Raw genomic sequence first — 19,213 nt, 5'->3', positions numbered from 1 at the left:
ATTATAAAAAGGTATAATAATTGCAGGAACTTATAAAAAAACTTTTTCCAATTTGTCGTTCTATAACCGGAGAAGGATTTAGAAAAAGCCTTGATATAATAAATCAAGAGCTAGGTGGCATTATAAATTTACACGAGATAAAAAGCGGTAGCGAGGTTTTTGACTGGGTTGTGCCTGATGAGTGGAATATAAATGATGCTTATATAATAGATCCAGATGGCAATAAAATTTGTGATTTTAAGGTAAATAATTTACATGTTTTAAACTACTCTGAGCCTACAGATAAGGTTGTAGATCTAAAAGAGCTTGAAGAGCATTTATACTCTTTGCCAAGTTTACCAGATGCTATACCATATACTACAAGTTATTATAAAAGAAGATGGGGTTTTTGTATAGCTCACAATGAAAGACAAAAACTAAAAGATGGCAAATACAGAGTTTTTATAGATTCTAGTTTTAACAAAGATGGTGTTTTAAACTATGGTGATTTTGTCATCAAAGCTAACACAGATACAAAAGAAGAAATTTTGATATCAACATATCTTTGTCATCCATCTATGGCAAATAACGAGCTAAGCGGTCCAGCTGTTAGTGCTTACCTTGCAAAATGGCTTATACAAAGAGATGATTTAAAATATAATTATAGATTTGTCTTTATACCTGAGACTATTGGCTCTATTGTTTATCTATCAAGAAATTTAAAAATCTTACAAGAAAATGTAAAAGCTGGTTTTGTTTTATCTTGTGTGGGCGATGATGATGCTTATTCGCTTATACATTCACCTAGTGAGGACAATCTAGCTGAAAAAGTAGCTTTTCATATAATGAAAGATAAGCAGAACTTTAAGGAATTTAGCTTTTTGGATGCTGGTAGTGATGAGAGACAGTATTGCTCTCCTTTGGTTGATTTGCCTGTTTGTGGGATTTGTAGGACAAAATACGGCGAGTTTGAGCAGTATCATACTTCAAAAGATGATTTAAGCTATGTAAGCCAAAAAGGACTTGAAAATAGCTTGCAAACTATGAAAGATATAATTATGTCTTTAGAGCTTAATGAAAAGTTTATATCAAATGTATTTTGTGAGCCAAATCTAGGCAAAAGAGGACTTTATCCGACATTTAATTCAGGCACTTCAGCTATACAAAACAATAGAGCTTATTTTTATAGAAAATTTTTAGCATTTTGTGATGGCAAAAATGATGCCATTGATATAGTGGATAAAATGGGCGATGGTATGAAACTAAATGAGTTTAAGTATATTATTGAAGCTTTGGTTGAAAATGATTTGATAAGAACTGTTAATTGATAATACAAGGATTTAAATGATAAAAAATGTTTGTGATTTCTTAGATAACACATCTAGTCTTTATCCGGATAAAATAGCTTTTGTTCAAGATGATAGAAATATAAGCTACTTGGAGTTTAATATATCAAGCAAAAAAGTAGCTAGTAAGATATTAGAATATGGTGTAAGCAGAAAGCCTGTATTGATCATGCTACCAAAATCAATAGAGTGCTTGGTGTCTTTTTTAGGTGTTGCAAGAAGTGGAAACTTTTATACACTTATAGATGAAAATACACCTAAAGAAAGAATACTTAAAATAGTAGATACATTAAAACCTAGTCTTTTGATAACGAGTAAAGAAAACAAGCTGGATTTTTTAGATTTGCCGACTATATTTTGTGAAGATTTTAAAAGCTTTAGTATAGATGAAAATAAATTAAAAATAGCAAAAGAAAATCAAATAGATACTGACTTACTTTATGTGTTTTTTACATCTGGTTCTACTGGCACACCAAAGGGTGTTAGTATAATGCACAAAAGTGTTATAGACTACACATCTTGGGTGTGCGAAACATTTGATATAACAAAAGATGAAGTGTTGGTCAATCAAGCACCTTTTTATTTTGATAATTCTATACTTGATATATTTAGCACCATTAAGACCGGAGCTACTTTACATATAGTTCCAAATAGTCTTTTTTCTTTTCCAATAAAAATAATAGAGTATATAAAAAAACATAAGGTCTCTTTTATATTTTGGGTTCCATCTGTATTAATCTATTTTGCAAATACCAATGCTTTTCAAGATGTGTATTTACCATATTTAAAAAAAGTTTTATTTTGTGGCGAACCAATGCCAAACAAGCAGCTTAATATATTAAGAAAGTGCTTAAAAGATACAATTTTTGCAAATTTATATGGTCCTACAGAGATAACCGATGTATGTTCTTATTATATATGCGATAGAGATTTCAAAGATGATGAGATACTTCCTATAGGCAGAGCTTGTAAAAATATGCAGCTTTTGGTATTTGATGATGATATGAGTTTGATTGATAATAACAATACACAGTCAAAAGGTAAGCTTTATGTAAGAGGCACAGGGCTTAGTGTTGGGTATTACGGCGATAAAGAAAAGACAAACAAGGCTTTTATACAAAATCCTTTGCATGATAATTATGAAGATAAAATTTACAAAACCGGCGATATAGTAAAGTATAATGAGCATGGAGAGCTTTTATGTCTTGGAAGATCTGACGGACAAATAAAAGTTTTAGGTCATAGGGTTGAACTTGGTGAGATAGAAAGCATTATAAACTCACATAAGGATATATTAAATTGTGCTTGTGTATTTTTAGATGACAAGATACATTGTTTTTATGAGTCAAAAGAAAAGATAGATATCAAAATTTTTTTAAAAGATAAGTTGCCATCTTATATGATTCCAAGAAAATATATAAAATTAGATGGTTTTAGGTATAATCAAAATGGCAAGATAGATAGACAACTCCTAGGAGTATGATAAAGATGAATGCTTGGGTTTAGTGCTTTATTCTAAAGTATAAAGCATTTTTCATCTTCTTTTAAGATTTCTAAAAACATATCTAAATTTTTCTTAGCATCTATTACACATATTACAGATCCGGCAAAATCTTTGATTTTTGATATCTTATATTCCCTTAGCATCGTTGCTCTTTTTTGTGTATCAGTTATAGGATTTATATCTAAATCTCTAACAAAATAATCTATACTCTTTTGCTTTTGCTTGCCATTCTCATCTACAATAATTCCACTAAATGTCTTAAAATATCTATAGCTTACTCCAGCTTTTTGTTCCACATACATATGAAAAGAATGCCCGCTTTCTTTTAGTCCAAACATAACAACCTTTCCATTTTTTTTAGCTAAAATATCATAAGGACTATTTTCTCCAAAACAATTATCAATTTCTACTAAAAACTCATCCGCTCTTTTTCCATATACTGCAAAAGAAAATATAGGATCGTTTGTTCTTTTAACTCCATTCATTTTTCTAAAAAACTCACCAAGCACCCCTACTGTGCTTTTTGAGTTTATTTTATCATATACCTGATTTTTACAAAAACTATATGTAAAGGTTGGCATAAGAACAGTTCCATCTTCTCCAACTGCTTTGATAAAAGTATTGCAAATACTTAAAAGTAAATCATCTGGTTTGGCAAGAGGTTTTCCAAATTTAAATATGCTACTATGTATACATATGATATCACCATTTTTTATACCAAGTTCACTTAAGCACTGAGATAAGTCTTCATTGGAAAAAGTTTTTCCATTAAAAGCAAATAATTCTTTCATTTAATTCTCGTTTTTTATTTTTATTAATGTTAGCAAATGTTAGCAAAAAATCAATAAATTATCACTTTTGTGACTTATTATTTTATATATAAATTTAAATAACTTGTGGTAATATATTATTATTTTAACATTAAGGATTTTAAGTGATCTATATAAGCGATAATGATGTTAAAAATATTATACAAGATAATATAGATTTAGTTGTAGAAGTAATGAAAGAATGTTTTATTGCTATTAGCAACAAAGACTACAGTTTAAGTGGTAGGTTTGGTTCATCACATGGCGCAAGAATATCTTATAAAAAACAAGATAAAGAAAGAATGTTTATAGCGATGCCAGGCTATCTTGGCGGTTCTTTTAATATTACTGGTATGAAATGGCATGGACCTATGCTAAAGTTAGTAGATTCAAATAAAGAATCAAATTATTTATTAGTTCTTAATGATTCATATAGTGGAATTCCTTTGGCTATTATGGATGCAAATTTAATAACACAATACAGAACAGCAGCTGTTAGCCTGTTGGCTGCAATGTTTTTAGCACAAAAAGAAGCAAAAAGTTTAGCCATAATAGGACCTGGTGTAATAAATACTTTAATAACTACTGGAATTTTAAATCATTTCAAGGGTATAAAAGATATTTTTGTAAAGGGAAGAGGTAAAAAAAGCATAGATGTTTTTGTACAAAATATTCAAGATAAATATAAAGATGTAAAAATACATATAGTTAGCAAAGTTGAAGATGCTGTAAAAGATGCTGATATAGTAAGCATAAATACTTTGTTATCTTTTGATAAAATATCTGATATGCCTTTTGTGAAAAAAGATTGGATGAAACCAAAATCATTATTTTTATGCTCTGCTTTTGCCCATTTTCCAGATAGTGTTTTAGTAAATGGTTCAAACAAAGTTTGTGATCTTTTTGCAATGTATGAAAGTTATGAAAATGAGCTAGGGTTTCCTGCATATAAGTATGCTGGTTTTATAGGAAATAAATTTGCTGATTTATATTTGGAAGGAAAAATAAAAAAGTCTGATATTTTTGATATTGGAGAAATAATTACTAAAAAAAATCATACAAAAGACAATGATTTGCCAACTATATTTTCAAGTAGTGGATTATCTTTAGAGGATTTAGCCTTGGGTTTTAACGTATATCAAAAAGCAAAAGAATTAAAAATAGGACACAAGATATTTTAGAGGCATTTATTTTATATATTTAATTAATATAAAATAAGGAGGTGGTATTGGAAAAACTTTATGAGATTTTAAAAAACATAAACGATGAGATTGATTATGAAGCTGAAGAAAAATTAATTGATGATGCTCTTTTTTCATCATTTGAGATCTTGGAAAGCATAACCGCATTTGAAGAAGAATTCGACATAACAATACCGATAGAATATGTAGTAGAGGAAAATTTTCAATCAGCAAAAGCAATGCATAAAATGATTAATAAATTGCAGCATACCACATCCAACTGTTTAATAATACAATAGTGAATTTTAAATAACATTAATTTATTTATTAATTGATTCTTGAGAACTTGTTTTAGAATTTATAATCTTTTGTAGCGATAAAGAGACTATTGATATACGTGGATAAAATAGCCTATGGTGTAAAACCAACGAGCTTAAGAAAGAGCATCGAAGCTTTGGTTTGGAAATGATTTTTAAAGAGATAAGCTACAAATGTATATGTTTTTTAATATAATTAAAAAACATCATTAAACATAATGGCTAAACTAGCCATTATGTATTATTTTGTTAGTATAACAATAAAGCTTTCATCTAAAATAGTATCATTTTGACGAGATATTGTTATTTTGTTGATTTCTATATTTTTAAAAGCTTTGGAATATATCCTAAAAACTTCTTCTTTGTCAAAGTTATGGCATTTCATGCCATTTTCTTTATAGCCTTGTCTAGAACTATCTTTTTCATCTACTATAACATCATATTTTCCATTTTGTATTGCATTTATATGTCTATAGTCGTTTGTGCTTCTTAGAATCAAGAAAGCTTTTCCGCCTTCTTTTAAAACTCTATATATTTCATGCGCATTTTGTTCCAATTCATCTTTTGTTGCATAAAATAATGCATTAGAAGATATTAGGGCATCAAATGTATTATTATCATAAGGTAAATTTGCTATGGTTTTGATAACCTTTAAATCGGCTTTTAAATTTAATGAGTTTATTAGATTGCTTGTGTATTCTATGGCACCTTCTGCTACATCGCAAGCATAAGTTTTAAAATCATTCTCCGATAAAAACCTTACATGTCTTCCGGCACCACAACAAAGATCCAAAACACTTGCTTTTTCTGTTAAATTTCTAAAACAAAATGCCACAAATTCTGTATCCGGATATCTTGTGTTGTCTTTTTTGTTTTTAAATGTGTCTGACCAAAAATCTTTGTTTGATTGCATATTTATTCCTTTTTTTATAAATTTAAATTATCATATTATATCTTATCTATCGTAAAGTATAAATTTAATAGTTATAATTTAAGATTAAAATACAACTCATCTAGTTTAAGTGTTGATAATGCAAGATCTAAATCTTTTTTTGCATCTATAGAGCATATGATAGAACCAGCAAAATTTTCAACTTTTAGTATATTATGATCTTCAAGTATTTTTAATCTTTTATTGGAATCCAATATAGGATTTATATCTAGGTTTCTAACATAGTATTTAATGGTTTTTTCTTTAGACTTTCCATGTTCATCTATGATAGTTCCACTAAATTCTTTAAAATATCTATAACTTACATTTGCTTGTTGCTCTGTGTAGATGTAAAATGTATATCCATCTTCTTTAAGCCCAAACATAACAACCTTTCCATTTTTTTTAGCTAAAATATCATAAGGGCTATTTTCACCAAAACAATTATCTGTTTCTGCTAAAAACTCATCTGCTCTTTTTCCATATACTGCAAAAGAAAATATAGGATCGTTTGTTCTTTTAACTCCATCCATTTTTCTAAAAAACTCACCCAATACCCCAACCCTGCTTTTCGAATTTATCTTGTCATATATCTCATTTTTACAAAAACTATATGTGAAAGTTGGCATTAAAACTGTTCCTTTTTCTCCAACAGCATCTAAAAATACATTACAAATACTATATAGTAGTTCATCCGGCTTTAAAAGAGGTTTTCCAAATTCAAATATTCTACTATGTATGCATATACAATCACCATCTTTTATACCTAATCTTTTTAGGTATAAAAGCAAATCCTTATCTGTAAATTTTTTATCATCAAAACTAAATAACTCTTTCATGTTTTATTCTTTTAATTTTTTTTATATTATATTATATTATATTTCAGATGTATTGAATAATAATTTTTTTAAAAAGTATATATAAATAAAATTTTAGTATAATATATTAAATTAATAAAATATTATCTTTTAGGCCAAATTATGAAAAAAATTAGAGATTTGCTACAAGAAATAAACGATGAGATTGATTATGATAAAGAAGAAAAACTGATAGACGATGGTCTTTTTTCATCTTTTGATATAATAGAATGCATTGCTTTGATTGAGAAAAATTTTAGCATAAAAATTCCAGCTAGTTATATAAAACAAGATAATTTTCAGTCAGAAAAAAATATTAGTAAAATGGTTAAAAAAATACAAACATTAAATTAAAATATATGATATCTATTATGCTCTAGTATTATATTAAAATTAAGCATCGTCAACAAGTTCCAGATTTTTAGATCAACCGCACATAATAAACTCACTAATTTCTTGGCTTTTGGTGTGCTATTTTTTAAGTGTTGCAACTCTTGCGGTCTATAAAAGACTAATTCATAATCCAAGATTTACCTTAATGAATTTTTATATAAAATACGTGATTTTTTGTAAATATTCAATAATAACCCATCGTGTTTAGTTATAGTATGTGCTATTGTATATTTTATCAAATCATCAAAAAATTCTGTTTTAATGGAAAACATTTTTTATTTTATATCTTTGATTTTATATTTTCTATCATTTTATGTATGTTTTGAGCAGAACTAAAATTATCATGATTTATATATTCTGGTGGAATTTCTATATTAAACTCTTCTTCAATTTCAGTAATGCATTGTAAGATATCAAATGATGAAAATAGTCCACGCTCTACCATGTTGATTTCTTTTTCGTAATCAATTGTGTTGTTTATCTTTTTTAAAATATTTATTATTTCTTTCATATTTTACCTTTGTCATCATTGTGTATTTTTTTATTTAATTTTGCTCTATCTATCTTGCCATTTTTATTTATAGGAAGTTTGTCCTCTTTGTAGATAATATTTGGCAGCATAAATATAGGAAGTCTTTGCTTTAGTGTATTTAAAATCTCATTTTTATCGGCATTTCCTTCAAAAAACAAGGCTAATTTCTCTTTTTCCCATACTGCGCAAGCCCTTTCTATATCAAGTCCTAAATTTAAAACCTCAGTTTCTATCTCTATTAGCTCTATCCTATGTCCTAATCTTTTTATCTGAAAATCAGCTCTACCTTTGTAGTGCAAGTCACCTTGCTCATCTAAAAAACCTAAATCACCAGTTTTATACACTCTCTCATTGTAGCTTAAATTCATAGGATTTTGTATAAAGGCGTCTTCTTTTATAAAATTTAAATACCCAATAGCTAAGCAACGACCAGATACGCAAATTTCGCCTATTTTATTTGGCTCGTTTATGATTTTTTCATCCTGCATTAAAAATACTTTTCTATTTTCAAAGGCCTTGCCTATGGCGACATTATCCTTATCAAAGTCTTCATCTTTTAGTATATGATAGGTGCAGTTGCAAGTAATCTCTGTTGGTCCATAAGCATTTATAAATGTGCAGTCTGGTAAATAATATTTTATTCTATTTAAATGCATTTTTGGCATTATTTCGCCACTATAAATTATCTTTTTTATATCTAACTTTTTATAGCTCAAAGCTCGCATAGTTGATAAAAATACTAAAGCACTAACGGCCCATATTAGAGTATTTACTTTTGAATTATGTAAATAATCCATCAAAGATATAGGGTTCGTAAAGTATTTTTTAGGTATCAATAGCACGGTTGCACCCAAATATAGCCCAGAATATATGTCTTTCACGCTTAAATCAAAATCAAATGGAGCTTGGTTTGCAAGTATATCTTCGCTTGAGATTTTTAATGTTTTAGTGAAAATCGGTATAAAATCAAGCACATTAGAATGGCTTATAAGCACTCCTTTTGGTTCTCCAGTACTTCCGCTTGTAAAATTACAGTATAAAGGTTTTAAATCTGTATGCGATTCTCTTGTAGCTTTTAATTTTTTATTGTTAATATTTGTATTTAATATAATATCGGCTTTTACAACCATATTAGTACCAAAAATTTCAATAGCTTTGTTATAATTATCATTATCGCATACTACTATAGAAGCATTTAGTGCATTTGCTATTTTTAATGCTCTTTGTTTTGGTAGCGATGTGTCTATAATGCTATAAAATCCACCAGCATAAACGCTACCAAACATTATAGCTAGGCATTTTATTGATTTTTCCATATATATAACTACTGGTTTTGCTTCAAGATAACTCCCGACCCTTTTTGATAGCTCTGTTAAATTTTTAAATGTAATTTCTTCGTGTATATCTTTGAAAGCTATCTTGTTTGGATTTTCGTTTGCCTGTTTTTCTAGCCAGTATAGTACATTATTTTCCAAAGATTTTATCCTTAATGTTTATGTTATGCGCAAGAATTATATTTTTTTATTTTGTCAATGTTATCAATAATTGATCATCTAAAAATGTATCGTTTTCGTGACTTAAAGAAAATCTGTCTATTTGTATATTTTTAAATGTCTTGGAAAATATCCTCAAGGCTTCTTCTTTGTCAAAATAATAACACTTTAATCCATTTTCTTTGTATGCTTGTTTTTTGTTATCTTGCTCGTTTATTATTATTTCATATTTACTATTTTTTATGCTATTTTTATATCTATAATCTTGTATGCTTCTTACTTTTATATATGCCTTAGCACCATTTTTTAAAATTCTATAAAATTCATAGGCTGATTTTTCTATCTCTTCTTTTGTTGCATAGTATAATGCACCATAACAAACTATGCCATCAAAAAAGTTATCATTATATGGTAAATCATCGCCAGCCTTGATAAATTGCACATCCGCTTTTAAATTTGATTCTTGTAATAGATTTTTAGTATGTTCAACACCGCTTGTGGTTACGTCACAAGCATAAGTATTAAATCCATTTTCGGCTAAAAACTTAGTATGTCTTCCTCCGCCACAATAAAGATCTAATACATTTCCATTTTTTGGAAAATTTATAAAGACAAAGCTTACTAACTCTGATTCTGGGTATCTTGCATGACGTTTTTTATCTTGTAAAAAATCATTCCAATGCGATATATTTGACATATTAGATCTCCCAGCTTTTAATTAATTTAGTATTATAAACAACATGATATTAATTAGGCATTAAATCTAAAAGTTGTTTTATTGCGATTTAAAGATGATATTTGTGATTTGATAAAAAAATACATGAGAAAAGAGTTTCATTGTATGTTTTTTGTAAATTATAATGTCTGTGTTGAAAAAATATGTATAAATTTTGAAAAATAGTGGTGGGTTCACCAGGACTCGAACCTGGGACCATCCGGTTATGAGCCGGATGCTCTAACCAACTGAGCTATGAACCCACATAAGTTAAGTTAAAGAAGTTGGAATTATACAAAAAATAACCTTATACAAAAATAAATTTTTTAGATAATTCAATTATTATTTTTCATAAGGTGTAGTTATATATCCTTGTTTGCTAAGAGCTCTCATTCCGCCTTCAAAGATAGTTATATTCAAATCAGGCGTATCTATGAGGTCAGCAACAAAAGCACTTCTTCTTCCACTTCTACAAATAATAGCAAATGGTTTTGTTATATCTACTTTATCGTTGATTTCGCTCCAAAGTTTTCTTTTGTCTTTACTAAACTCAATAATCTTTGCACCTTTTATTATCCCTGTTTCTCTTATTTCTATCGGCACTCTCATATCTATGATTTGATCAAATTTTTCTACATTTGCAGGGGTTGCTGGGATAGATGCAACTTGTGAAAACAGGTCTAGCACACAAAATGCTAATATGGATATCTTTTTCATTTTAATCCTTGTAAGGAACAGTTTTATAACCTTCGCTCATAATTTTCATCATTCCGCCCTCTAAATTTATAACTTTAATATCATGAGAATCTATCATGTGAGTAGCCATCATGCTTCTGTGTCCGCTTCTGCATATCAAAGCAAATGGCTTTTTTATGTCTATGCTTGATTTTAAGCTGTTGATGAACTCATTTTTGTTATTGATAAGAGTTATAGTTTTAGCTCCTTTGATTATTCCTGTTTCGCGCCATTCTGCAGGAGTTCTTATGTCTACTATTTGATCTATTTTTGATATATTATCAATATTAGCTGGCATGCTTACAATCTCTCCAAAAAGAGTGGCACAACACGCAAAAGGAAGTAGCGACTTATTCATAAATTTTTTATCCTTATATTTTTTATATTGAGCATAATATATAATAAAAAACTAAATAAAAACACAATTTTTTATTATAATATTTATACATAAAAAAAATAAAAAAATAAAAATATATTTAAAAGTACGTAATGCATAATATTAATAGCCATCGCATACAATTGAAAGATAATTAAAATTTAGTAAAATTGTAAAAATAAAAATAAATATTTTAGATTTGGTTGGTGTTTATGATAAGAAGATGTGAATGGTGCGAAAAAGATGAGATTTATAGAAACTACCACGATAATGAATGGGGAGAAATATTTGATGATGATAGGAAATTTTTTGAGTTTTTGGTCCTTGAGATAATGCAAGCCGGACTTTCTTGGCATACTGTGCTTAAAAAAAGAGAAGATATGAGAGTTGCTTTTGATGAGTTTGATCCAAATAAAATAGCTCTTTATGATGATAAAAAGATAGATGTTTTATTGCAAAATAGTGCCATTATCAAAAATAGACTAAAAATTTCATCTTTGTCTATAAATGCAAAAGCCTTTTTAAAAATATGCGATGAGTTTGGTTCGTTTTATAATTATATATGGAAATTTACAGATTTCAAGCAGATAAAAAACAGATACGATGATATAAAACAGATACCAGCCAAAACAAATTTAAGCGATGTTGTTTCAAAGGATTTGAAAAAGCGGGGATTTAAATTTGTGGGAAGTATAGGGATATACTCTTTCTTGCAAGCTTGCGGGGTTGTTAGCGATCATTTATCGTATTGTTTTAAATTTAAGGAAAATTAGCTAAAATTTTGTATAAAACTTAAAAAAGGCTAAATTTGAAAAAGGTTCATTTTATAGGCATTGGCGGTATTGGTATTAGTGCCATTGCTAGATTTTTAAATGAAAAAGGTTATAAAATAAGTGGTAGCGATATCGCAGATAGCAAAACCACAAAAGAGCTTAAAGATGAAGGCATTGAGGTCTTAGTACCACACTGCAAAGAGGCTATAAAAGATCAGGATTTTGTAGTGTATTCAGCTGCTATAAAAGATGATAATATAGAGCTAGTAACAGCAAGACAAAAGGGCATAAACTGCTTATCAAGAAAAGAAGCTTTGCCTTATGTGCTGGATGATAAAAAGGTATTTGCGATAGCTGGGGCACACGGAAAAAGCACTACAACAGCTATGCTTGCTAGCTTAATAGAAGGCTCCGCGATAATAGGAGCAGTTTCTAAACAATTTGGTTCAAATATGCGATATGCACAAAGTGAAAATATAGTCTTTGAAGCAGATGAGAGTGATTCTAGCTTTTTAAACTCAAATCCATACTTAGCCATAGTTACAAATGCTGAGCCTGAGCATATGGAGCATTATAACTATGACTTAGAAAAATTTTATGCTGCTTATCGTGGTTTTTTAGAAAGAGCAAAAGTTAGGGTTATAAATGCCGAAGATGATTTTTTAAAAACACTTGATATGGAAGCCATAAAGCTTTATCCAAGCAAGGATATAACCCAAATGAGTATGGTTGTAAGAGATTTTAAACCATATACAAGTTTTTTGCTTAAAGATTTGGGTAAGTTTGAAGTGTTTGGAATGGGCGAGCATATAGCTATCGATGCTTCGCTTGCTATTTTGGCGGCTATGCACGACAGACCGCTTAAAGAAATAAGAGAAAATTTACTAAATTTTTGTGGTATCAAAAAGAGATTTGATATATTATATGCCGATAAAAAATATGTTCTTATAGATGATTATGGACATCACCCAACAGAGATAAAAGCCACTTTAAGCTCGGTGTTTGAGTATGCGAAATTGCTTGGTATTACTCGTGTAACTGCTATATTTCAGCCACATAGGTATTCAAGACTAAAGGCAAATTTACAAGGCTTTTCAGAGTGCTTTGAGGGTGTTAGCGGACTTGTTATACTTCCTGTTTATGCAGCTGGTGAAGCCGAGGAGCATATAGAGATAAAAGAGAGCTTTAAACAATATAACCCGATATTTGCAGGTGAGATAAAAAGGGTTGATGATGGCATTGAGTTTGATGATGAGTTTGGTGTAAAACATCGTTTAAATGATGGTATAGTTGTTGGATTTGGTGCTGGGGATATAAGTATTCAACTAAGGGGAAATAAATAGTGCAAGAAATTTTAGACCTAGAAACAAAACAAGAAAACGAGATTTTAAAAATCATAAAAAACGAAACAATAGATGAAGCTATTATCCAAAAGCTTATAAACACGGGTAAAAAAGATATACTAATACACCTTGCTAGACATCAAAAACTAACACAAGAGCATATATCTACAATGATAGAAAACTCGCCATATATGGGTATAAAGATGATTGTAAAAAATCAAGAGATAAGCTCTGAAAATAAAGAGTTGATACTAAAAAAGATGAATAAAATGCCAAAATTATACGAAGAACTTTTGCAAGAGGCAAAGGAATTAAAATGGTAAGAATTTTATTTTTGGTAGTTGCTTTTGTGATTTTTCTTATGGCTATTTGGGCTATAAAAGATGAACAACTTAATAAAAAATTTAAAGCTTTTATTGTTTTTATCGTGCTACTTTTTATAGGGTTTGCATATTTTTATGAGAGCAAGGTTGATGATAGAAGTGAGAAAAATATAAGTATTTTAAATAAATTTAGACAGGGTAAAACTATAATTTGTCGCGATCAAAATGTTAGCAAAGATAAATTTAACTATGAGTTTGGAACCTCTTCCTTTATGCCAAAGCGAGAATTCACAGAGCTTTCAGGGGTTATAATAACTATTTCAGAGTGTGAATATGAAAAATAATTTAGATGAGATTTTTTCAAAGCTTGATTTGAATGAGTATTTGGAGCATTTAAACTCTTTTTTATCAAGAGAGAAGACACTTTTTATAAGCGGAGATAGAAATATACACTATGAAAATATTTTAGAGCTTTGCAAATATGATTTTGATTCGCCGCAAAAGATACAAAATTTAGATGATGCTCTTGCTAGACTCGGAAAACAAGGCATTTTACATATAACAGAAATAGGCGAATTTTCTAAAATTTTAAACTATTTTTTGTATTTAAAAGGTTTGAAATTTGAAAATAGACTTGGCGAATGGATAGCAAAAATTGATATATTTCCAACAATGCTTGAACTTGCAAAAAGCTTTGATAAAAAAGGCGAGTTAAAAGATAGCATTGATGAGAGATTTTTGCAGATAAAAGAGAGTATAGGCATAAAGAAAAAGCAGATAGATGCCGAGCTTAGAAGGCTTATTTATACAAAAAGTTTAAGTCCTTATCTTGTAGATACTCAGGTGCATTTTATAAACGATAGTGAAACTCTTTTGGTTAGGGGTGGATTTAATCACTTTTTAAAAGGTGTCGTTATAGCAAGAAGTTCTGGCGGGTATTTTTATGTTATGCCAAGTAGCATTGAAAATCTAAAAAAAGAGCAAAGCGAACTTATCAGCAAAAAAGAAGAGATAGTTTTTGAATATGCAAAACAATTTAGTGCTTTGATGAATAAAGCCTTACCGTTTTTGAAATTTATAAACAATGCTTTTGATATTTTTGATGCTTATCAGGCTAGGGTTTTGATGGCTAAGACTTATGATTTTGACTTTGTTTTACCTGATAATAGCAATGATATAAGGCTTAAAGATTTCGCTCATCCGGCACTAAAAAATCCAAAAAGTATAAGTGTGGATTTTTCTAAAAAGGTTCTTTTAATAACCGGTGTAAATGCCGGTGGAAAATCAATGCTTTTAAAGTCTATAATAACATCTTGTTTGTTAGCAAAATACCTAATGCCTATGAGAATAAATCCAAATGAGTCAAAGATAGGCTCTTTTAAAGAATTTGATGCAATCATAGAAGATCCACAAAATGTAAAAAATGATATTTCAACATTTGCTGGAAGAATGGTAAATTTTTCAAAACTTTTTTCAAAAAAATCTTTGGTTATAGGTGTTGATGAGATAGAACTTGGAACTGACTTTGAAGAGGCTGCAAGTCTGTATAGTGTGATTATACAAAAGCTTATTTCACAAGATATAAAGATGGTTATCACAACACATCACAAACGTCTTGCAATGCTTTTGTCAAAAAATGAAAATGTAGAGCTTGTAGCTGCACTTTATGATGAAGTTTTACAAAGACCAAAATTTGAGTTTTTAAAAGGAACTATAGGTAAGTCTTATGCTTTTGAAACGGCTTTGAGATACGGCATACCTTCAAATTTGGTAAGTGAGTCAAAAAAGGCTTATGGCGAAGATAAAGAAAATCTAAATGAGATTATTACAAAGACATTAAATCTACAAAGCGAGCTAAAAACCAAGCTTGATGAGACAAATAAAAAAGAGCAAAAACTAGATAACTTGCTTGCTAATTTAAAAGAGCAAAAAGAAAAAGATGAGCTAAAAATTTCACAAACCATAAGCAAATTAGAACACGAATACATGATGGCTATAAACAAGGCAAAAGAGTCAATAGATCTAAAAGACATAAAAGAAAAACATAGAGTTATAAATGCCGCTCATGAGATGAAAAAATATATACAAAAGCCACAAAATCAAAAACCAAAAGAGCTAAAAGTAGGCGACAATATAAAATACAATAAAATAAAAGGTGTGATTATATCTATCACTAAAAGCGATGCTATGATACAAAGCGATGGAATCAAGCTTCGTGTGCCTCTTAGTTTTTTATCAAAAAATGAAAATGCACAACAACCACAAACAACAAAATCCCAAGTAAAAGTTAAGGTTCAAAAACCAAAAACAGCAAATGTTGTTTTGGATTTGCACGGTTTAAGAGCTGATGAGGCGATAGAAAAACTTGATAGGTTTATAAGCGATAGTCTTATTATGGGATTTGATGAAGTTAGTGTTTATCATGGTATTGGAACTGGAAAATTGGCTTTTGCTGTTAAGGAATTTTTAAAATCTCATCCTAGTGTTAGGGAATTTTTTGATGCTCCACCAAATCAAGGTGGATTTGGTGCAAAAATAGTCCGGTTTTAGGTCTAAAATTTTTAAAAAAGCAAAAATAGTGGTATAATTTTGCGACTGGTAAAAAGGAATTTGATGGTGCAATCTGGGAAAAATAAAAAAACTGCTACAGTAATTATTTGCTTAAATCTAATCTTATTTACACTTTTGGTTGTTGATATATCAATTTTTTATTACAAATACTCTAATTCTATTACTTATAATAAGGTTGATTATCAAAAAAATTCACAATTTTTATTAGATAAATATTCTGATGAGTTTGAAGCACTAAACAAAGACAAAGATAAATTTCAAAGTTTTTTAGACTCTAATTTAATTGGCGATATTTATTTGCTAAAAACCGATATTGAAAGTAATCTGAATTTATTAGCTTCGAGCAATCATGGTGATGAAAAAAGATTAAAGCGAGATTGTGGGGAAATTTTTAATCATAATTTTAAAAAAATATTTTACTCAAAACAGGTTTTGCCTGAAAATAAAATTAATATTTGTCTCTTTGAAAAAAAACATGATTATATAATGGGTCTTAGTGTTTCTTTTTATCATACCGTATCTGATAGCCATGACAGTGAGTTTAAGCAATGGGTGTTAAAAAATGTTGCTCCGTATTTTATTCTTACTGGTGTTATAACTATTTTTCTAATTCTTGCTGCTTTGTGGTCTATAAATAGATATTATGATTTAAGAGCCGAGTATATAAAAGATAAGTTGAAATTAAAAAATGAGCTTAAGGAGATAAAAAAACAGCTTTATATCGATCCTTTGACCAACTTATCAAATAAAACCACGCTAATGAATAATCTGAAAAAACTTGATAAACCAAAAGTTATTATTTTGGATATAGATGATTTTGGTGTAATGAATGATTATTATGGTAAAGATATTTGTGATGCGATATTGGTATATATAGCTGGTTTGATAAGTGATTTTGCAACCACAAATAAGATGAAAGCTTATTGTTTGGGTGCTGATAGATTTGCATTAGTTGAAAATGGAGAGTTTATTGTAGAAAAATATGAAGATTTGGCAAATGAACTTATAGGTAGATTTAAGGGTCGAATGACTTCAATAAAAGTTCCAAATAGTAGTGATAGTATTAGTATTGAAATACATACTACCATAGGTTTTTCCGTTGATGAGGATGATACTTTGATGAAAGCTACAACGGCTTTAAAGGTTGCTAAAAACACAGGAAAAGACTATGTTTGCTATTTTAAAGGTCTTAATAAAAAAGATGAATATAAAATACAGATAGAGCGATCTTTAATGATAAGACAAGCAATAATCGGCGATAAAGTGCTTCCTTATTATCAGCCAATTTTTGACAGAGATGGTAACATAACAAAATATGAAAGTCTTATTAGGATGATAAATAGTGATGAAATTCTCTCTCCTCATAAGTTTTTAGATATTGCAAAAAAAATAAAAAGATACACAGAGTTGCAAAAAAAGTTGTAGAAAAAGCTATTGATGAATTAAGTCAAAATTTAAATTTAGTATTATCTGTAAATTTATCTGGAAGAGATATGATTGATGGAGATGTTAGTCTTACTATCTTGAAGTTATTAGCAAATAATGATGTTGCTGATAGGCTTATTTTTGAGCTTGTAGAAGATGAGAACTTGGAAAATGTTGAGAGAATTGAGAAATTTATAGATAAAGTTAAAAAGATGGGTGTGCGTATAGCTATAGATGATTTTGGTTCAGGATATTCAAATTTTTCTTACATTTTAAAACTAAAACCAGACTTTATTAAAATCGACGGCTCTATAATAAAAAATATTGATTCAAGCAATGATTCTTATATGATTACTCGTGCTATTGTGTATTTTGCAAGAGATTTGGGTATTAAAACAGTAGCAGAGTATATACATTCAGCTGATGTTTTAGATATTTGCAAAAAGCTTGGCGTTGATGAGTTTCAGGGATTTTATCTAGGCGCTCCTGGCGAGAAAGTTGAAATGTGATAGAACTGCTGTCAACATTGTTAAAATTTAAATCAATAACACCAGATGATGACGGCGCTTTAGAATTTATAAAAAACTATATGGATGGTTTTGGGTTCAGAAGAATAGATCAAAATGGTGTTAAAAATTTACTTCTAACAAAAGAATTTAGTCCAAAAGGTGTCCATTTTGCCTTTGCGGGACATGTTGATGTTGTCCCTGCTGGAGATGGATGGGACAGTGATCCTTTTTCCCCAACTACAAAAGATGATTATATTTATGCTAGAGGCGCTCAAGATATGAAGAGCGGAGTAGCTGCATTTTTATATGCTTGTAAAAAAATAAAAAATTTTAATGGAAAAATAAGTATCATATTAACAAGTGATGAAGAGGGCGATGCTATATATGGGACTAAAGAAGTATTAAAGTATATGAAAGATGTTGATGAGCTACCAGATTTTGCTTTAGTCGCAGAGCCGACATGCAATGAAAAATTTGGAGACAGCGTTAAGATAGCAAGAAGAGGATCTATAAATGGTAGCTTTGTTATAAAAGGGTTACAAGGTCATGCTGCATATCCAAATAAATGTGTAAATCCCATACATCAACTTGCAAAAGTAATAGACAAAATCGCAGATCATGATATGGACAGTGGAAGTGAGGTTTTTGAACCAAGTAAGATTGTGATTACTGATATTCGTGGTGGAATGCAAGTTTGTAATGTAACAGCAGGTGATGTTAAAGTTATGTTTAATGTAAGAAACTCCAACTTAACAACACTTGATGACATAAAAACATATATACAAAATACACTTAGTGATTTTGATTTTGAACTGGATATAAAACAAAGCTCTAATTATTATTTTACAGATAAGGATAGTTTGATTGTAAAAAAACTATGTGAAAGCATAAATGAAGTTCTTGATATAAAACCTTTGTTAAATTCCAAAGGTGGGACAAGTGATGCTAGATATTTGTCTGAATTTGGTGTAAATGTTGTTGAGTTTGGTGTGATAAATGATAGAATTCACTCTATAAATGAAAGAGTTAAGATAACTGAGGTTAAGCAACTTTGTAGTATTTTTGAAAAGCTATTAATTAAATTTTAATTTCTTTATAATA

General features: G+C 29.2%; 21 protein-coding genes and 1 tRNA gene. 13 read left to right on the top strand and 9 right to left on the bottom strand.

Features of this window, described 5'->3' with window-relative positions; genetic code table 11:
* Positions 1-20 precede the first annotated feature (20 nt).
* Positions 21-1,307 (top strand): DUF4910 domain-containing protein, encoded by a 1,287-nt coding sequence (locus CPIN17260_RS08725; protein ID WP_078440894.1) that lies wholly within the window; start codon positions 21-23, stop codon positions 1,305-1,307.
* Between the two features lie 16 nt (positions 1,308-1,323).
* Entirely contained in the window at positions 1,324-2,808 is a 1,485-nt protein-coding gene (locus CPIN17260_RS08720) for an amino acid adenylation domain-containing protein (RefSeq protein WP_078440893.1), read from the top strand.
* 32 nt (positions 2,809-2,840) lie between these two features.
* On the opposite strand, the gene CPIN17260_RS08715 is transcribed toward CPIN17260_RS08720, so the two are convergent.
* Positions 2,841-3,620, bottom strand: a complete 780-nt coding sequence (locus tag CPIN17260_RS08715) for an AAC(3) family N-acetyltransferase (protein ID WP_069632711.1) — start codon at positions 3,618-3,620, stop codon at positions 2,841-2,843.
* Between the two features lie 143 nt (positions 3,621-3,763).
* On the opposite strand from CPIN17260_RS08715, the gene CPIN17260_RS08710 reads away from it, so the two are divergent.
* Together CPIN17260_RS08710 and CPIN17260_RS08705 are read left to right on the top strand one after the other, a co-directional pair.
* Positions 3,764-4,819 (top strand): Rossmann-fold NAD(P)-binding domain-containing protein, encoded by a 1,056-nt coding sequence (locus CPIN17260_RS08710; RefSeq protein WP_078398169.1) that lies wholly within the window; start codon positions 3,764-3,766, stop codon positions 4,817-4,819.
* Between the two features lie 41 nt (positions 4,820-4,860).
* A complete protein-coding gene (locus CPIN17260_RS08705; RefSeq protein ID WP_141080337.1) occupies positions 4,861-5,118 on the top strand; it encodes an acyl carrier protein in 258 nt (85 codons plus the stop codon).
* 259 nt (positions 5,119-5,377) lie between these two features.
* Here the strand turns inward: CPIN17260_RS08705 and CPIN17260_RS08700 are convergent, their stop codons facing one another.
* Together CPIN17260_RS08700 and CPIN17260_RS08695 are read right to left on the bottom strand one after the other, a co-directional pair.
* The gene (locus tag CPIN17260_RS08700) at positions 5,378-6,049 is read right to left on the bottom strand and encodes a class I SAM-dependent methyltransferase (protein WP_078440892.1); all 672 of its coding nucleotides are present in this window, start codon (positions 6,047-6,049) and stop codon (positions 5,378-5,380) included.
* Between the two features lie 71 nt (positions 6,050-6,120).
* Positions 6,121-6,906, bottom strand: a complete 786-nt coding sequence (locus CPIN17260_RS08695) for an AAC(3) family N-acetyltransferase (protein ID WP_078440891.1) — start codon at positions 6,904-6,906, stop codon at positions 6,121-6,123.
* 141 nt (positions 6,907-7,047) lie between these two features.
* Between CPIN17260_RS08695 and CPIN17260_RS08690 the strand changes: the two genes are divergently transcribed.
* Complete coding sequence (locus CPIN17260_RS08690; RefSeq protein ID WP_069632716.1) at positions 7,048-7,278, top strand: acyl carrier protein; 231 nt, start codon at positions 7,048-7,050, stop codon at positions 7,276-7,278.
* Between the two features lie 319 nt (positions 7,279-7,597).
* Here CPIN17260_RS08690 and CPIN17260_RS08685 read toward each other — a convergent pair whose 3' ends face one another.
* From CPIN17260_RS08685 to CPIN17260_RS08660, 6 genes are all read right to left on the bottom strand, one after another.
* Complete coding sequence (locus tag CPIN17260_RS08685; protein WP_069632717.1) at positions 7,598-7,828, bottom strand: hypothetical protein; 231 nt, start codon at positions 7,826-7,828, stop codon at positions 7,598-7,600.
* Positions 7,825-9,324, bottom strand: a complete 1,500-nt coding sequence (locus tag CPIN17260_RS08680; protein ID WP_157887350.1) for an AMP-binding protein — start codon at positions 9,322-9,324, stop codon at positions 7,825-7,827. Before CPIN17260_RS08680 ends, CPIN17260_RS08685 begins: the two co-directional genes overlap by 4 nt.
* Positions 9,325-9,370: 46 nt before the next feature.
* Positions 9,371-10,039 (bottom strand): class I SAM-dependent methyltransferase, encoded by a 669-nt coding sequence (locus tag CPIN17260_RS08675; RefSeq protein ID WP_078388112.1) that lies wholly within the window; start codon positions 10,037-10,039, stop codon positions 9,371-9,373.
* A gap of 204 nt (positions 10,040-10,243) precedes the next feature.
* Positions 10,244-10,320, bottom strand: a tRNA-Ile gene (locus tag CPIN17260_RS08670).
* A gap of 79 nt (positions 10,321-10,399) precedes the next feature.
* Positions 10,400-10,774, bottom strand: coding sequence for a rhodanese-like domain-containing protein (locus CPIN17260_RS08665; protein WP_078440890.1), 375 nt, complete (start codon positions 10,772-10,774; stop codon positions 10,400-10,402).
* Position 10,775: 1 nt separating this feature from the next.
* On the bottom strand, positions 10,776-11,150 hold the full coding sequence (locus CPIN17260_RS08660; RefSeq protein WP_078406266.1) for a rhodanese-like domain-containing protein: 375 nt from the start codon (positions 11,148-11,150) through the stop codon (positions 10,776-10,778).
* A gap of 230 nt (positions 11,151-11,380) precedes the next feature.
* Between CPIN17260_RS08660 and CPIN17260_RS08655 the strand changes: the two genes are divergently transcribed.
* The 8 genes from CPIN17260_RS08655 to dapE all read left to right on the top strand — a co-directional run bounded on the left by CPIN17260_RS08655 (position 11,381) and on the right by dapE (position 19,200).
* A complete protein-coding gene (locus tag CPIN17260_RS08655) occupies positions 11,381-11,941 on the top strand; it encodes a DNA-3-methyladenine glycosylase I (RefSeq protein ID WP_078440889.1) in 561 nt (186 codons plus the stop codon).
* Positions 11,942-11,976: 35 nt separating this feature from the next.
* Positions 11,977-13,284: a UDP-N-acetylmuramate--L-alanine ligase gene (murC, locus tag CPIN17260_RS08650; protein ID WP_078440888.1), complete on the top strand. Its 1,308-nt coding sequence runs from the start codon at positions 11,977-11,979 to the stop codon at positions 13,282-13,284.
* A complete protein-coding gene (locus CPIN17260_RS08645) occupies positions 13,284-13,607 on the top strand; it encodes a hypothetical protein (RefSeq protein ID WP_078440887.1) in 324 nt (107 codons plus the stop codon). Before murC ends, CPIN17260_RS08645 begins: the two co-directional genes overlap by 1 nt.
* Positions 13,601-13,951, top strand: coding sequence for a hypothetical protein (locus tag CPIN17260_RS08640; RefSeq protein ID WP_078440886.1), 351 nt, complete (start codon positions 13,601-13,603; stop codon positions 13,949-13,951). Before CPIN17260_RS08645 ends, CPIN17260_RS08640 begins: the two co-directional genes overlap by 7 nt.
* The gene (locus CPIN17260_RS08635; RefSeq protein WP_078440885.1) at positions 13,941-16,157 is read left to right on the top strand and encodes an endonuclease MutS2; all 2,217 of its coding nucleotides are present in this window, start codon (positions 13,941-13,943) and stop codon (positions 16,155-16,157) included. Before CPIN17260_RS08640 ends, CPIN17260_RS08635 begins: the two co-directional genes overlap by 11 nt.
* A 63-nt stretch (positions 16,158-16,220) precedes the next feature.
* Positions 16,221-17,603: a diguanylate cyclase domain-containing protein gene (locus CPIN17260_RS08630; protein ID WP_099046663.1), complete on the top strand. Its 1,383-nt coding sequence runs from the start codon at positions 16,221-16,223 to the stop codon at positions 17,601-17,603.
* Positions 17,576-18,112, top strand: coding sequence for an EAL domain-containing protein (locus tag CPIN17260_RS09045; RefSeq protein WP_099046662.1), 537 nt, complete (start codon positions 17,576-17,578; stop codon positions 18,110-18,112). The genes CPIN17260_RS08630 and CPIN17260_RS09045 overlap by 28 nt, the downstream gene beginning before the upstream one ends.
* The gene (gene dapE, locus CPIN17260_RS08625; RefSeq protein ID WP_078440884.1) at positions 18,109-19,200 is read left to right on the top strand and encodes a succinyl-diaminopimelate desuccinylase; all 1,092 of its coding nucleotides are present in this window, start codon (positions 18,109-18,111) and stop codon (positions 19,198-19,200) included. Before CPIN17260_RS09045 ends, dapE begins: the two co-directional genes overlap by 4 nt.
* Positions 19,201-19,213: the final 13 nt, after the last annotated feature.

It is taken from the genome of Campylobacter pinnipediorum subsp. pinnipediorum (genome assembly GCF_002021925.1).
Taxonomy (GTDB): domain Bacteria; phylum Campylobacterota; class Campylobacteria; order Campylobacterales; family Campylobacteraceae; genus Campylobacter_A; species Campylobacter_A pinnipediorum.
The sequence above is the reverse complement of the archived record's forward strand: the minus strand, read 5'-3'. Positions and strand labels throughout refer to the sequence as shown.